13 protein-coding genes are annotated in these 14903 nt (G+C 52.2%); 9 read left to right on the top strand and 4 right to left on the bottom strand.

Annotated features, from left to right (window positions below; translation table 11 throughout):
- Positions 1 to 2: 2 nt before the first annotated feature.
- The 8 genes from PSE_RS01690 to PSE_RS01655 all read left to right on the top strand — a co-directional run bounded on the left by PSE_RS01690 (position 3) and on the right by PSE_RS01655 (position 10504).
- Positions 3 to 674, top strand: a complete 672-nt coding sequence (locus PSE_RS01690) for a Smr/MutS family protein (protein ID WP_014283283.1) — start codon at positions 3 to 5, stop codon at positions 672 to 674.
- Positions 675 to 692: 18 nt separating this feature from the next.
- Positions 693 to 1064: a helix-turn-helix domain-containing protein gene (locus PSE_RS01685; protein WP_008550300.1), complete on the top strand. Its 372-nt coding sequence runs from the start codon at positions 693 to 695 to the stop codon at positions 1062 to 1064.
- Positions 1065 to 1223: 159 nt separating this feature from the next.
- On the top strand, positions 1224 to 4052 hold the full coding sequence (locus PSE_RS01680) for a [protein-PII] uridylyltransferase (RefSeq protein ID WP_014283282.1): 2829 nt from the start codon (positions 1224 to 1226) through the stop codon (positions 4050 to 4052).
- A gap of 6 nt (positions 4053 to 4058) precedes the next feature.
- Positions 4059 to 5612, top strand: a complete 1554-nt coding sequence (gene murJ / locus PSE_RS01675; protein WP_014283281.1) for a murein biosynthesis integral membrane protein MurJ — start codon at positions 4059 to 4061, stop codon at positions 5610 to 5612.
- A 162-nt stretch (positions 5613 to 5774) separates the two neighbouring features.
- Positions 5775 to 6857 carry a tryptophan--tRNA ligase gene (trpS, locus tag PSE_RS01670; protein WP_014283280.1) on the top strand — a complete coding sequence of 361 codons (1083 nt, stop codon included), beginning with the start codon at positions 5775 to 5777 and terminating at the stop codon, positions 6855 to 6857.
- A gap of 402 nt (positions 6858 to 7259) precedes the next feature.
- On the top strand, positions 7260 to 8090 hold the full coding sequence (gene trpA, locus PSE_RS01665) for a tryptophan synthase subunit alpha (RefSeq protein ID WP_008550722.1): 831 nt from the start codon (positions 7260 to 7262) through the stop codon (positions 8088 to 8090).
- A gap of 72 nt (positions 8091 to 8162) precedes the next feature.
- A complete protein-coding gene (accD, locus tag PSE_RS01660; protein ID WP_014283279.1) occupies positions 8163 to 9083 on the top strand; it encodes an acetyl-CoA carboxylase, carboxyltransferase subunit beta in 921 nt (306 codons plus the stop codon).
- A 95-nt stretch (positions 9084 to 9178) separates the two neighbouring features.
- The gene (locus PSE_RS01655) at positions 9179 to 10504 is read left to right on the top strand and encodes a folylpolyglutamate synthase/dihydrofolate synthase family protein (RefSeq protein ID WP_208998063.1); all 1326 of its coding nucleotides are present in this window, start codon (positions 9179 to 9181) and stop codon (positions 10502 to 10504) included.
- A gap of 75 nt (positions 10505 to 10579) precedes the next feature.
- On the opposite strand, the gene PSE_RS01650 is transcribed toward PSE_RS01655, so the two are convergent.
- The 4 genes from PSE_RS01650 to dut all read right to left on the bottom strand — a co-directional run bounded on the left by PSE_RS01650 (position 10580) and on the right by dut (position 13608).
- The gene (locus PSE_RS01650) at positions 10580 to 11068 is read right to left on the bottom strand and encodes a hypothetical protein (RefSeq protein ID WP_041767808.1); all 489 of its coding nucleotides are present in this window, start codon (positions 11066 to 11068) and stop codon (positions 10580 to 10582) included.
- Positions 11069 to 11230: 162 nt separating this feature from the next.
- The gene (gene cysK, locus PSE_RS01645; protein WP_014283276.1) at positions 11231 to 12196 is read right to left on the bottom strand and encodes a cysteine synthase A; all 966 of its coding nucleotides are present in this window, start codon (positions 12194 to 12196) and stop codon (positions 11231 to 11233) included.
- Between the two features lie 256 nt (positions 12197 to 12452).
- On the bottom strand, positions 12453 to 13130 hold the full coding sequence (locus PSE_RS01640) for an HAD family phosphatase (protein WP_014283275.1): 678 nt from the start codon (positions 13128 to 13130) through the stop codon (positions 12453 to 12455).
- A 19-nt stretch (positions 13131 to 13149) separates the two neighbouring features.
- On the bottom strand, positions 13150 to 13608 hold the full coding sequence (dut, locus tag PSE_RS01635; protein WP_014283274.1) for a dUTP diphosphatase: 459 nt from the start codon (positions 13606 to 13608) through the stop codon (positions 13150 to 13152).
- Between the two features lie 201 nt (positions 13609 to 13809).
- On the opposite strand from dut, the gene PSE_RS01630 reads away from it, so the two are divergent.
- Positions 13810 to 14586 carry a class III extradiol ring-cleavage dioxygenase gene (locus tag PSE_RS01630; protein ID WP_014283273.1) on the top strand — a complete coding sequence of 259 codons (777 nt, stop codon included), beginning with the start codon at positions 13810 to 13812 and terminating at the stop codon, positions 14584 to 14586.
- Positions 14587 to 14903: the final 317 nt, after the last annotated feature.

Genomic DNA, 14903 nt, shown 5'->3' with positions numbered 1-14903 from the left:
AGATGACGAATGGTGATCGCACAAAGCGAGCCAAGACAAAGCAGCTGACGGAAGCAGATAAGCGCTTGTGGAACAGGGTGAAAGCCACTCTGACTCCGTGGCATCAAGAGCGCCTTTCCGACCTGCTGGAAGACACAACGCAGCTTTCCGAACCAGATCAACCACTTATCAACGCACAGACCGCTGAAGCACCTCAGCCGGAGCTGAAGCCGCAACTTGTCTCTCCGCCGAAGCCACAGGCGAAAAAGTCGCGTGGTTACAAAGGGAAGACGGCTCCAGACTACACTCCACCGACGCCGGTTGTACCACCAATTCCTCCACTTTCGCCGCTGAACAAGAAAGAGCGCAAGAAAGTTGTTCGCGGAGGGAAGGGCTATATCGATGCGCGGATCGACCTTCATGGTCTGACGCAATATCAGGCGCACCAACGCTTAACCTCGTTCATCTATCAATCGCAAGCCATGGGCTATTCACTGGTGCTGGTGATCACCGGTAAGGGGCTGGATAACTCACATAGTCCATACGGTGACGATCGTGGTGTTCTGCGCAGAATGGTGCCGCAGTGGCTTTCTCTTCCTGATATGCGCAGCTGTGTGGTAGGCTTCGACCAAGCTCACGTTTCGCATGGGGGCAGCGGTGCGCTTTACGTTCGCATCCGCAAGCGCAAGAAATAGCTTAGGAATTTCAGCAGGATGACACCTTTTGGAGCCAAGGTTAGGGAGCTGCGGGCAAAGCAGAACATTACCCTTAAGGAGATGGCGGAGGCCCTTTCAGTTTCCTCAGCCTACCTGAGCGCGCTTGAACACGGCAAGCGCGGTACCCCAACCTGGTACATGGTTCAGCGCATCATCACTTACTTCAATGTGATCTGGGATGAAGCTGAGGAACTTCAACGGCTTGCGGAACTTTCCAACCCGAAGATCACCATCGATACAGGTGGCCTAACACCTCGGGCGACCGAGCTGACCAACATGCTGGCTTCCAAGATCAATGGTCTTTCCGAAGAATCCCTTGAGCATCTCATTCACCAGTTAAGAGTGGTTAGCTCTCGCGACAATATCTAAAGCAGTTCGTATTTAGCTGACGAAAATGAACTGCTTTAGGATTCGCTTTTTGCGTATCTTTGTCCAAAAACCGATGCCCACTTTTCGGAGATACGCTGTAGTCTAAGCAGGCAAAGCTCTGTAAAGTCAGTGTGCTGACTTTTGAAGTGGACTGCTGATATGACGCCTGAAGAACTCAAAGTGGATCAACTGGTTGATCCCAAATCGCTTCTCAACGAACTGAACAAGCTGGTTGAAAAGTACGATGGCGACGGCAGCAGCTTTAAGCTGCGCAGTGAAGTTCTGACCAAACTGAAATCCACTCACAAAGAAGCCCGCAAGGAAATCGAAAAACTCCTGATGGATGACGGGCAGGGACGCCGTTGTTCTGAGCGCCTCTCCTGCGTGCAGGATATGATCATTCAGGTGATCTATGATTTTGCGGTTACACATGTCTATCCCGTTGAAAATCCAACGAAGTCCGAACGCATCAGTGTGATCGCCGTTGGTGGTTATGGTCGTGGAACATTGGCGCCGCACTCAGATGTGGACCTGCTTTTCCTCTGGCCATACAAGCAAACGCCCTGGGGTGATCAGGTCGTTGAGTTCATCCTCTACATGCTCTGGGACATGGGCCTGAAAGTCGGCCACTCAACCCGCAATCTTGATGAGACCATCAAGCAGTGCCGGGAAGATATGACCGTGCGAACAGCCATTCTGGAAGCGCGGTATGTGTGGGGTGATCTTGAGTTATTTCAAGAGCTTACCAAGCGCTTCGATAAGGAAATCGTTTCAGGTTCCGGGCCGGAGTTCATCGCAGCCAAGCTGGCTGAAAGGGATGATCGGCATGAGCGGCATGGTGCTTCGCGCTATCTGGTGGAGCCGAATGTCAAAGAAGGTAAGGGCGGGATGCGTGATCTGAACACGCTGTTCTGGATCGCCAAGTATTTCTATCGTGTTCCCAATGGCTTAGGTTTGGTTGAGAAGGGTGTCTTCTCCCGGCGGGTATTGAATCGGTTCCGAAAGAGTCAGGACTTTCTCTGGGCTGTGCGCTGTCATCTGCATTTTCTCACGAACCGGCCTGAAGAGCGCTTAAGCTTTGATGTGCAACGAGAAATCGCTGACCGGCTCGGCTATATGGACCACCCCGGCATGCGTGCTGTTGAGCGGTTCATGAAGCATTACTTCCTTGTGGCAAAGGACGTTGGTGATCTGACCCGGATTTTCGCTGCGGCACTGGAGGAGCAGCATGTGAAGTCTGCTCCGAGTATCTCGCGGTTTTTGGGGAGTTTTGTACCGGGCAGCAAGCATAAACGGCGATCTATCAAGGGTACCAGGGACTTCCTCGTCGAGAATGGACGTATCGTTGCGGCGAAAGAGGATATCTTTGAAAAAGACCCGGTCAATCTGATCCGTGTTTTCTATCTGATCGACAAAACCAATCTGGATATGCATCCGGAATTGCTGAAATTAGTTCGTCGATCCCGCCGTTTGATCAATGCTGACTTCCGCAAGAATGAACAGGCGAACAGGCTGTTCCTGAAAATCCTGACCAGTCGCAGCGATCCGGAAACCGTTCTGCGCGCGATGAACGAGTCATCCATTCTCGGACAGTTCCTGCCGGAGTTCCGGAAGGTCGTGGCGATGATGCAGTTCAACATGTATCACCACTACACCGTTGACGAACATCTCATCCGATCCATCGGTGTGCTTTCTGAAATTGAGCGCGGGATGGGCGGGGATAGTCATCCTTTGGCGACAGACCTGATCAAATCGGTTCACAGCCGAAAAGTTCTTTATGTTGCAATGCTTTTGCATGATGTGGCGAAGGGGCGGCCTGAGGATCACTCCATTGCTGGAGCGAAGATAGCGCGCAAGATTTGCCCGCGTCTGGGGCTTTCTCCCGCAGAAACCGATACGGTGGCCTGGCTCATTGAACAGCATCTGGAGATGAGCACCGTCGCACAGTCTCGCGACTTGAGTGATCCTAAAACCATCAAGGATTTCTGCCGCAAAGTGCAGAGTCTAGAGCGCTTACAGCTGCTGCTGATTTTGACCGTTGCAGACATCCGGGCTGTAGGTCCCAATGTGTTCAATGGCTGGAAAGGGCAGCTGCTGCGGACGCTCTATTATGAGAGCGAGACTATTCTCAGCGGTGGTCATGGTCGCATGAGTCAGCAGCAACGTGTTGATTTTGCTAAACAAGAGCTGGCTGAGAAGCTGGAAGGTTGGTCCGATGAGGAGCTTGATAACTACCTCAACCGTCACTATCCGGCTTATTGGCTGCGCGTTGATCTGAAGAGTAAGATCAACCATGCCAACCTGATCCGAATGACGGATGCGGAAGAAGAGCATCTGGCGACTGCTGTAAAGCCGCATGCCTTTGAAGGTGTTACAGAAATTACCGTTCTGGCGCCTGATCACCCGCGGCTTCTTTCCACGATCGCGCAGGCCTGTTTCGCAGCTGGTGCCAACATTGTGGATGCGCATATCGACACCACGAAGGACGGCCTCGCGCTAGATACGATCTATATCAGTCGTGAGCTGCCGGAAGATGATGATGAGTATCGTCGCGGGGAGCGGATTTGCTGTCTGATCAAAGAGGCATTGCGTGGAACTGCACCGGTACCGGAAGTGAAGGGGTTGGCAAAAAAGCCGAATGCACGAAGTAAGGCATTTTCCCTGCAAACGACTGTTTTGGTTAGCAATTCATGGTCTGAAAACTACACGGTTCTTGAAGTGACCGGTCTTGATCGGCCTGGTTTGCTTTCTGACCTGACCACCGAGATTTCCGCATTGAACCTTAACATTGCCAGCGCACATGTTGGAACGTTTGGGGAGAAGGCGGTGGACGTATTTTATGTGACGGATCTGACCGGCCAGAAAGTTCACAATGTGGGCCGTCAGGAATCTATTCGCGATAGACTTAAAAATGCATTTGACGGTAAAAAGCCACAAAAAGCACCTATGAGCTCACGCCGTAGACCGCAAAAACTTACAGGTAAGTAATTTTATATGAGCCTTTTCAAGAGCTTCGCCACGGTTGGTGGCGCGACGATGCTAAGCCGCCTTTGCGGCTTCGGGCGAGACGTGATGTTGGCTGCCTTTGTGGGCACCGGCCCCGTTGCGGATGCTTTTGTAGTGGCTTTTCGGTTGCCGAACCTGTTCCGCCGTTTGTTCGCGGAAGGTGCATTCAATTCAGCCTTCATACCGCTGTTTGGCCGCTCTGTTGAGGAGGATGGCGAGCACGGCGCACGGCAGTTTGCGGGTGAAATCGCAGCAGCTCTGTTCTGGACGCTGGTTGTTATCCTCGCGCTGGCCGAAGTGTTTATGCCATTGCTCGTGCATCTGCTGGCACCGGGCTACTATTCTGATCCGGCAAAGTTTGACCTCACCGTTTTGATGTCACGGATTGCTTTTCCGTATTTGCTGTTTATGTCATTGCTCGCTTTTATCAGCGGAATTCTCAATACATTTCAGCGATTTCTGGCTGCTGCGATGGCGCCCGTCATGCTCAATGTGGTGATGATGGCGGTGTTGGCTGGCATCGGGTTTTATGGCATGGAGCCGAACCAGACCACCGGTGTGTTGCTGGTGGTTGGTGTTGCAGTTGCTGGCGTTGTTCAGCTGGCTGTTGTTGCCATTGGCATGAAGCGGCTTGGGTTCAGCGTTCCGATTATGCGGCCGCGTTGGACACCCGGTGTTAAGCGCCTGTTGGTGCTGGGAGTTCCCGGTGTGATTGCCGGGGGGATTACCCAGATTAACATTACGGTCGGCACAATCATCGCATCGCTGGAAAGCAGTGCCAATTCATACCTTTACTACGCGGACCGGATCTATCAGCTGCCTCTTGGTGTGGTGGGCATTGCGATTGGCGTGGTGCTGTTACCAAGCCTGACGCGCCAGTTGCGCTCTGGGCAGGAAGAGCTGGTTTATCATACGCAAAACCGATCCATGGAGTTTGCTCTTGCGCTGACGCTTCCGGCTGCTGTTGCGCTCGTGATTATTCCCGACACTGTGATCGCAGTGCTGTTCCAACGTGGTCAGTTTACTGATGCGGCTGTTGAGCAAACAGCTCTGGCGTTGATGGCATTTTCCGTTGGTTTGCCAGCATTTGTGCTGAACAAGGTGCTGTCTCCGGGCTTCTTTGCACGGGAAGACACCAAGACACCGATGTACTTTGCTGCCGTGGGTATGGTGGTGAACGTTGCCCTGTCGATCCTGCTGTTCCCTGCCTTCAAGCACGTCGGCATTGCAATCGGCACGACGGCTGCAGGGTGGGTCAACACCAGCTTGCTGGCGTTTGTACTTTGGCGGCGTGGTCATTTCGTCATCGACAGCGCATTGATGAAGAGAATTCCTCTATTGGGTTTTGCCAGCGCGTTGATGGGCATTGTGGTTTATGGCGGCACGCTTGTTCTTGAACCGCTATCAGCCTCCAACCTGTTTGTGGTACGCGCCAGTGAGCTTATCATTCTGGTCGCTATCGGACTGGTTTCCTTTGGAATTCTGGTACAGCTGACCGGCACTGTAGATTTTCGCGCACAATTGCAGAAATTGCGGCGATAACGGCTTTCCGGCTTTGTAAAGCACTTGCGCATACGCAAAAGCGCAGTCATAACCACCGGGCTTACTCTGCGCGGGCTGTCCTAGTTTGTTTGTCACCCATTCAATCTATGCTCGCGCAACCCACTGGCCCTTCCAACAGGCCCAAGCCTAGGGATATTTGTTATGACGGCGTTTCAGCCTCGCGTTTTCTCCGGTGTACAACCAACCGGAAACCTCCACCTCGGTAACTACCTTGGTGCGATTGTCCGCTTTGTTCCGCTTCAGGACCAGATGCCGACTATCTTCTCCATCGTTGACATGCACGCGATCACAGTCTGGCAGGATCCTGCCGAGCTGACGCAGCAGACCCGCGAAGTAACAGCTGCTTACCTCGCAGCCGGTGTTGATCCGAAGAAGTCGATCATCTTTAACCAGAGTCAGGTGAAAGAACATGCTGAACTGGCATGGATCTTCAACTGTATTGCTCGTATGGGCTGGCTGAAGCGTATGACACAGTTCAAGGACAAAGCAGGGAAGAACGCGGAAAACGCTTCCGTTGGTCTGTTTGCTTATCCAAACCTGATGGCAGCAGACATTCTGGCTTACCGTGCAACCCACGTTCCGGTTGGCGATGACCAGAAGCAGCACCTTGAGCTGACCCGAGATATCGCGCAGAAGTTCAACAACGACTTTGCAGAGCGCATCAAAGAGCTGGGTCTGGGTGTTCCAAACCCTGAGCCTTCTCACGAAGCACCAGATGAGCTGTACTTCCCGATCACCGAGCCGATGATTACCGGTCCTGCGACCCGTATCATGAGCCTGCGTGACGGCAACAAGAAGATGTCTAAATCTGATCCTTCTGATCTTTCCCGCATCAACCTGACTGATGATCAGGACACCATTGCGAAGAAGATCAGAAAAGCAAAGACAGACCCTGAGGCTCTTCCAAGTGAAGTGGATGGTCTGGAAGGTCGTGCGGAAGCTGACAACCTTGTTGGCATTTACGCGGCTCTTGCTGGCAAGTCCAAAGCAGAGGTTCTGGGCGAGTTCGGCGGTCAGCAATTCTCAGCGTTCAAGCCTGCTCTTTCTGAGCTAGCGGTTGAGAAACTGGCGCCAATGAACAACGAAATGCGCCGGATCATGGACGATCCTGCAAGCGTTGATGCTGTTCTTCGTGATGGTGCTGAGCGCGCTGCGGAAATCGCAGAGCCAGTGCTGCACGATGTACGCCGCATTGTTGGCTTCCTTGAAAGCCGCCGCACCTAATTTGCGTTTAGTTTCAAGATGAAAGCAGTTCATATTTGAACTGCTTTCATTTTTTACTCTCACGTATCTTTATCCGAAAACCGGTTTCCACTTTTCGGAGATACGCTGTCAGAAAGCCGCAGATCATCTGCGGCTTTTTTGTTTTCCGGAGTGTTGTGACGGCTTCTACTGGCGCACTCACAAGATCAGAAAAGGCAATAGTTTGATTGACGTAATGGTTAATCGCCGCCTTCACGAGTCTATATCGCTGGATATTCTCTGGAGCTGTTGTCTATTTCTCATAAAAATCGCCAGAAACGCATTCTATTTGCGCTGTGTTTATTGACATGGGGCTAGTTGCACCCCTACATCCTTGCTGATTGATTGGTGGGGCTTGCCCCAATACATCAGATGGTCGGATGAATGATTGAAACTCGTATTGATCGACGCTTCGCAAAGCTCAAGGCTGAAGGTCGTCCTGCACTCGTAACTTTTATTACGGCTGGAGACCCGGACCTCGCCACCTCACAAGCTATTCTGGATGCTCTTCCGGAAGCAGGCAGTGATGTTATCGAGCTTGGCATGCCGTTTTCCGACCCGATGGCTGAAGGTGTTCCAATCCAGCTGGCGACTCAGCGCTCTCTGGCGCATGGTCACACCATGGACAAGACCCTTCAGATGGTGCGTGAGTTCCGTAAAAAGGACAATGACACCCCAATCGTTCTGATGGGTTATTACAACCCGATCTATGTACGCGGCAGCGCAGCGTTTGTGAAAGAAGCGCGCGAAGCTGGCGTTGATGGCCTGATTGTTGTTGATGTGCCTGCTGAGGCAGATGATGAACTCTGCATTCCGGCAATTGAGGGCGGTGTAAACTTCATTCGCCTGACCACACCAACAACTGACGACAAGCGCCTGCCAACCGTTCTGGCGAACACCTCTGGATTCGTTTATTACGTGTCCGTTACCGGTGTTACCGGATCTGCTGCTGCAGACACAACCGCCGTTGCACAGGCGGTTACACGAATTAAATCCCACACAGACCTTCCTGTAGCCGTTGGCTTCGGCATTAAAACTGCTGAGCAGGCTGAGGAAATTGGCAAACACGCTGATGGTGTGGTAGTTGGCTCCATCCTTGTTGAGGCAATTCGCAAGAGCCTTGATGAGAATGGTAAAGCCACAAATCAGACACAAGCTGCTGTTACCGACCTTGTGAGCTCACTACGTGTGGGTGTAGAAAAAGCTCGGAAATAAGTATTGCTTTACGTATGGCCCGTTTAATGGCCATTAAAAATCGAAAACGAAATTAAAGACAGGCGGCTGCCCGTGAACTGGATTAACAACGTCGTACGGCCGAAAATCCGCAGCTTTCTCGAAAAGCGCGAAGTACCGGAAAACCTTTGGATCAAGTGCCCTGAAACAGGCGAGATGGTGTTCCATCGCGACCTTGAGGCAAACCAGTGGGTCGTGCCGAACTCCAACTTCCACATGCGCATCTCCAGCAAGAAGCGCCTGGAGTATTTCTTCGACAAAGGTGAGTACACCAAGATCGAAACTCCGGAAGTTACTGTCGATCCTCTCAAGTTCCGCGATCAGCGCAAATATGTTGACCGCCTGAAGGACGCCAAAGCCAAGACCGACATGACCGACTCTGTTGTGGTCGCGAACGGTAAGGTGAACGGCTATGACATGACCACTGCAGTGCAGGATTTCGCCTTCATGGGTGGTTCTCTAGGCATGGCAGCTGGTGAAGCTATCATCCGCGGCATGGAATATGCTGTTGAGCATAAAACACCTTTCGTCATGTTTGCTGCATCTGGTGGTGCGCGCATGCAGGAAGGCATTCTCTCCCTGATGCAGCTGCCGCGCACAACTGTGACCGTGCAGATGCTTCGTGAGGCTGGCTTGCCTTACATCGTGGTGCTGACCAACCCGACAACCGGTGGTGTAACAGCTTCCTACGCGATGCTGGGTGATGTACACATTGCCGAACCAAATGCTCTGATCGGATTTGCTGGACAGCGTGTGATTGAGCAGACCATTCGTGAGAAGCTTCCTGAAGGCTTCCAGCGCTCTGAATATCTGCGTGATCACGGCATGGTCGACATGGTTGTGCACCGTCACGAGCTGAAAGAAACCATATCCAACCTATGTAACCTGCTGATGAAGCGTGACGCTCAGTTGCCAGTGCTTGATGAAAAGCCAGCAGAGCCAGAAGCAGGTACTGAGGTTGCAGCGACTTCCTAAATCCTTACGGGTTATGGACTTACGACTTGTTTTGAAAAGTCCGGCATACTGTGCCGGGCTTTTTCTTTATTGAATTCCCAGCAGGTGCAGAGCCTATGAACAAGATCGATATTGCCCTTAATCGCTTGATGAAACTTCATCCGGACGAGATTGATTTGTCCCTTGATCGCATGCATCGGGTTCTCAAGGCGCTGGGAAACCCAGAGAAGCGCATTCCACCGACTTTCCATGTGGCAGGTACCAACGGCAAAGGCTCTACTGGTGCGTCCATTCGTGCGCTTCTGGAGGCGCAGGGCAAGACGGTTCATGTCTACTCTTCCCCGCATCTGGTTCGCTTTAACGAGCGCGTTCGGCTGGGAGCAACAGGTCGGTTTGTTGAAGATGAACCACTGCTGGAAGCGATTAAGCGGGTGGAGAAGGCCAATGATGGTCATGAGCTAACGTTCTTTGAAGCAACGACCGCTGTTGCGTTCTGCCTGTTTGCTGACAATCCGGCTGATTATCTGGTTCTGGAGGTTGGTCTTGGTGGTGTTCTGGATGCCACCAACGTCATTGAAAAGCCGCTGGTCAGCATCATTACTCCAGTTTCCAAAGATCACGAGAACTTTCTGGGTGACAGCCTTGAAGGCATTGCGTTGGAAAAGGCCGGTATTATCAAACCGGGTTGTCCGGTTGTGGTTGGGCCTCAGGCAGATACTATTCGGGATGTGATTGAGAACAAGGCGGGCAGGGTGCGTGCGCCGATCTGGTTCCAGGGGCAGGAGTTTTCTGCCTGGGAAGAGGGCGGGCGGCTTGTCTATCAGGACGAGTTTGGCCTGCTGGACCTTTCTCCGCCAAAGCTTGCTGGGTTCCATCAGCTTTCCAACTCAGGTCTTGCTTTGGCTGCTTTGCGCGCTGCGGGCTTGCTGGAGAGTGAAGAGGTGCGGGCGGCCTGTGATAAAGCGCTGCGGTCGATCAACTGGCCAGCACGGATGCAGCCGCTTTATGAAGGCAAGCTGTTTGAGAGACTGCCGGAGAACACAGAGATCTGGGTGGATGGGGGACACAACCCCGGCGCTGCGAAGGTGATCTCGGCGTTTCTTGCGGACCTGACTGACAAGGCCTCGCGCCCGACCTTTCTGGTGATGGGCATGATGAATACTAAGGATCCGGAAGGTTTCTTTCAGCAGTTTGAAGGACTGGCGAAGCATGTGATGTGCGTGCCGCTGACGACCACGGCTGCGGGACGTTTTCCAGAAGAACTGGCCGAGATTGCACAGGCTGCAGGTCTGTCTGCCTCGTCTCATGAGACGCTGGAAGATGCAATCTCTGAGGTTGTCGGGCGGTCATTGGATGAGGAAGAGGCGCCGCGCATTCTGTTTGGCGGCTCACTTTATCTTGCTGGTGAAGTGCTGGATAAAAACGGCACGCCGCCAGAGTAACACTTATTCGATTCAGACTCGAAATAAATCATAGAGTGCTCTTTAGCGAAATTTCAAATAGCATAATTCGTGATACTAAACTGCTTCATCACGAAAGCACAGCGGCACTAAATCGAAACCCGACAAGTTCCAATCTGAAACCGAGCTATCCTGTAAGATCAGTTGCGTCCATCCGCTGTTAACATATGGCACACCCCTTTTAATCTGGCTCCACATCAGCTTGCCAAATGGCAATAAATCCGGGTGATCGCAAGTTTGCATGGTATGCAGCCATATCTTGGCAGCGGCGGCGTCCAAAAGCATACCTTGATCTTGCAGGCGTTTTGTCTTTCTTAGCATCTCATTTGTTCGATCTTTAGGTGCCGCTTTTTTGAACGTTACCGGATCAATTATGAGGCCACGTGCCATTTCTAGCGAGTACTTGTTCCGCATGGCAGTCGCAATACAAAGTAGCTGCCCCATATCTTCAGACTCAAATTCTGTTAAGATATCGATGGTCACACGAATATCATCGAGAGTTCGCTGTGTATCGGATTTCAATAAGGTCTTAAAAAAACTCAACATTTCATTTTGACTCCATTAAAGCAGTCCAACTCATTCCTCAAATGTAGCATCAACAGAATTGAACCAATATTCATTGGGTTTCTGTCAGCAGTCAATACGAAGCAGCTTACAAAAAAGGGAGGCCAATGCCTCCCTTAACTTGTTTCGGACTGTTGCCAGAACTTACGCTTCCAGACCTTCGAACAGAGCCGTGGAGAGGTAGCGTTCTGCGAAGCTTGGGATGATGATGACGATGTTTTTGCCAGCCATCTCATCACGCTTGCCAACTTCTATTGCTGCTTTCAGTGCTGCTCCAGAAGAGATGCCGACCGGAACACCTTCCGTCTTCGCAACTTCACGGGAGAGTGCGAAGGAGTCTTCGTTGGAAACGGTGACCACTTCATCATAAACAGCCGTGTCGAGTACGCCCGGTACGAAGCCAGCGCCGATGCCCTGAATTTTATGCGGACCTGGCTGACCACCAGACAGGAGCGGGCTGTCGGCAGGTTCAACAGCAACCACGTGAAGCGCTGGATTACGCTCTTTCAGGACTTGAGAGGTACCGGTGATGGTACCGCCGGTGCCGATGCCGGATACGAACACATCAACGTTACCGTCAGTGTCGTTCCAGATTTCTTCCGCAGTGGTGTTGCGGTGAATCTCAGGGTTGGCCGGGTTTTCAAACTGCTGTGGGATCACGGCATCCGGGATCTCTTGCAGGAGCTCTTCAGCGCGTGCAACAGCACCTTTCATACCCTTTGGACCTTCAGTCAGGTCGATCTCAGCGCCGAGAAGCTTCAGCATCTTGCGGCGTTCGATGGACATGGTCTCTGGCATCACGAGGATCAGGCGGTAGCCTTTCGCAGCTGCGACGAATGCCAGCGCGATACCGGTGTTACCTGATGTTGGCTCGATCAGAGTGGTTTTGCCAGGAATGATTTTGCCTGCCGTTTCCATCGCCTCAACCATTGCAACTCCGATGCGATCTTTCACGCTGGAGATTGGGTTGAAGAACTCAAGTTTGGCCAACAGGTTGCCTTTTACGCCGTGAGCTTTCGCCAAGCGATCCAGACGTACGATTGGTGTGTTTCCGATAGTCTCAGTGATGGAAGAGTAAATTTTTCCACGACCCGGCTTGGAAGTGCTCATCGAAATCCCCTTTATACAATTATCCAGTGAGATTGAGCCCTGTCCCCCCGTCAGAATCCCGAAGGCGGGCTCATCAAAATCCTCACTGAAATGTAGGAAGTGTATCGAGGGTTTTCGAGGTTTCAAAAACCCCGAAAACTGCCAGATGTAGAAACAAGAGATAAATATTCCGCATTTCTTAGAATTCGTTTCTAGTTGATTGCGGAATTAGTATCGTCTTTTGCAGGGATCGAACGTGGCTTGAAACACGCAGCCTTTAAACTGCGGTTTCATCCAGAGATTTGAGGCCCAGAAGCGCTGGCAATTCAGACATGTGACCGAAGGTGATCGCGCCAAGCGCTTTAGCTTGCTCGATGTCTGCATTTGCATCGCCGGTGTAGTTGAAGACGCGCATTCCTGCGGCTTTTGCGGCCTTGATGCCTGCGATACTATCTTCAATCACCACGCATTGCTCTGGCTTATAGCCCATGCCTTTAGCGGCGTAGAGGAAGATATCCGGCGCGGGTTTGCCCATCTTGCAGTCTTGCGCGGAGTAGAGGACATCCTTGAAGGTCTCCCAAAGACCAGAGGAACCAAGGGTCATCTGCATCTTTTCGTAGCGGCCTGAGGAGCCAACACAGAACCGAATACCTTCTGCCTTCAGGTGTGCGACCACATCCAGAATACCCGGAATTGGCTCAATGCCAGCTTCAAATGCGAGCAGATCGGCTTTGCGCACCTGTGCAGCCCAATCATCGGGAAGTTTTTTGCCGCTCAGGCGTTCGGCTTCTTCCTTGATGGTGTCCATCGCGGTGCCGGTGAAGCGGTGGTGACAATCCAAAGGCGAGAAATCGAGGCCGATTTCCTTCATGAAGCCGGAGAGGACCTCATTCGCTATGGTTTCGGTGTCGACGAGAACGCCATCACAATCGAAAATCACCAATTCCGGCTTCATATTACTTCCCTGTATTCCTTTAGAGGCCTGAAGAACCAAATCCGCCAGCGCCACGCTCGGTGGTTTCCAGCTCTTTCACTTCTTCGATCTGCACCTGAGTCACTGGCGCAACAACCATCTGCGCGATACGCATGCCGCGCTCAATCACAAAAGCTTCCTCACCCAAATTGATGAGAATAACCTTCACTTCGCCGCGATAGTCCGCATCAACGGTGCCGGGCGTGTTCAAAACGGTCACGCCATGCTTGGCAGCAAGACCGGAACGAGGGCGAACCTGACCTTCATGGCCAGATGGCAGCGCGATAGAAAGGCCTGTTGGCACCATGGCGCGCTGGCCCGGTTGCAGCGTAATTGCCTCTTCATTGGCAGCCTGCAGATCCAGCCCGGCAGCTTCTGCGCTTTGGTAAGCAGGAAGCTCCAATCCTTCGCTATGGGGAAGGCGCGTAATTTTCAGTGTTCGTGTCATGAAGAGGCCCATTGATAAAAAGCTCCTCTATCTAGCAGGTGTTTCATGCTTCTTCCAGAGGTCGCGTGAAATTCCGTTGGGCTGACTGAATGGATAATGCTTGTTTTAGTGAACAGTCCTATCAGCCTTACTGAGATTGGTTAGGTTTCATTGATGTAATACACTGCAAGAAACAGGATATTCATCAACAAACCGAAACAAAAAGCGTTTCACATGAAACAATCGCCTCTCTTTTTACCACATGGAGCACCAGATCTCGCAATAAGACCTGAGCTGGAAGCTCATCAGTTTCTCAAAAACCTAGAGAAATCAGAAGGTAAGCCAAAGGCTCTACTGGTCATTTCACCTCATTGGCAAACAGAACGGTTGAGCATCAATGCTGCCGGGCCGCTGAAGACCATTCACGATTTCCGAGGTTTCTCACGCCAACTCTATGAGATGCAGTACGAAGCGACTGCTGAGAGCTGGTTTGTTTCCCGCGTGCATGAGGCCATCACGCGCTATGGCCTGAATGTGCGTGAAGATGACACGTGGGGATTGGATCACGGCGCCTGGGTGCCTTTGTCTCTGGCATTTCCTGACGTGGGTGTGCCCGTAGTTCAGGTATCCCTGCCGTACTCCTATGGCAGCGAAGAAAGCTTCAATCTTGGGCGGGCTTTGGCTCCGTTGGCGGAAGAGGGCATCCTTGTCATCGGTAGTGGCGCGCTAACGCATAACTTCTCTGAGGTTAGCGGCAGCGGTGACGCGCCGAACTGGGCTCTGGAGTTTGACCACTGGATCACTGAGCTGGTCGAACAAGGGGAGACCTGCGCTCTGCTTTCCTCCGGCAATCACAAATACTATCAGAAGGCCTTGCCAACCGATGAGCACTTCCTTCCGCTTCTGGTGGCCTATGGCGCTGCGGGCGAGCATGCCTATGGCGAAAAACTGCATGAGAGCTTCACTTACCGCTCCATCAGCATGAGTGCATTTCGGTTTCGTAACAGGTAGCTGCGCAGAGATTGCGTAAAGTGCATCTCTCGGCGTCATCCCGTGCGAAACGCAGCGCAGACCCGGGACCCATCAGTGATTGACTGAGGCCTTAGTGAATTAGCAAGGCAAGAGAGTATGGATCCCGGCTCGATGGCCGGGATGACACCGAGGAGTGAGGCGGGTTGCCCAAAAACTTATCCTCCTGCCTTCAGAGTGTGTCCATGCTAAACCCATGCCTACGTAACGGGCTGCTGGCGGAGCGACCGTCAGTTTGTCGTAGGCTGGGCGGGGCTATCGGAAGAGGTAACGCAGCTTTCGGTGGTCCGGTGAACCGA

The sequence above is a fragment of the Pseudovibrio sp. FO-BEG1 genome (genome assembly GCF_000236645.1).
Classification (GTDB): domain Bacteria; phylum Pseudomonadota; class Alphaproteobacteria; order Rhizobiales; family Stappiaceae; genus Pseudovibrio.
Note: the sequence above shows the minus strand (reverse complement) of the source record. Positions and strands in the feature narration are given on the sequence as shown.

Coding starts and splice junctions, on each gene's coding strand:
- PSE_RS01690 (WP_014283283.1), top strand. CDS start 3: ATGACGAATGGTGATCGCACAAAGCGAGCCAAGACAAAGCAGCTGACG.
- PSE_RS01685 (WP_008550300.1), top strand. CDS start 693: ATGACACCTTTTGGAGCCAAGGTTAGGGAGCTGCGGGCAAAGCAGAAC.
- PSE_RS01680 (WP_014283282.1), top strand. CDS start 1,224: ATGACGCCTGAAGAACTCAAAGTGGATCAACTGGTTGATCCCAAATCG.
- murJ (WP_014283281.1), top strand. CDS start 4,059: ATGAGCCTTTTCAAGAGCTTCGCCACGGTTGGTGGCGCGACGATGCTA.
- trpS (WP_014283280.1), top strand. CDS start 5,775: ATGACGGCGTTTCAGCCTCGCGTTTTCTCCGGTGTACAACCAACCGGA.
- trpA (WP_008550722.1), top strand. CDS start 7,260: ATGATTGAAACTCGTATTGATCGACGCTTCGCAAAGCTCAAGGCTGAA.
- PSE_RS01655 (WP_208998063.1), top strand. CDS start 9,179: ATGAACAAGATCGATATTGCCCTTAATCGCTTGATGAAACTTCATCCG.
- PSE_RS01650 (WP_041767808.1), bottom strand. CDS start 11,068: ATGTTGAGTTTTTTTAAGACCTTATTGAAATCCGATACACAGCGAACT.
- cysK (WP_014283276.1), bottom strand. CDS start 12,196: ATGAGCACTTCCAAGCCGGGTCGTGGAAAAATTTACTCTTCCATCACT.
- PSE_RS01640 (WP_014283275.1), bottom strand. CDS start 13,130: ATGAAGCCGGAATTGGTGATTTTCGATTGTGATGGCGTTCTCGTCGAC.
- dut (WP_014283274.1), bottom strand. CDS start 13,608: ATGGGCCTCTTCATGACACGAACACTGAAAATTACGCGCCTTCCCCAT.
- PSE_RS01630 (WP_014283273.1), top strand. CDS start 13,810: ATGAAACAATCGCCTCTCTTTTTACCACATGGAGCACCAGATCTCGCA.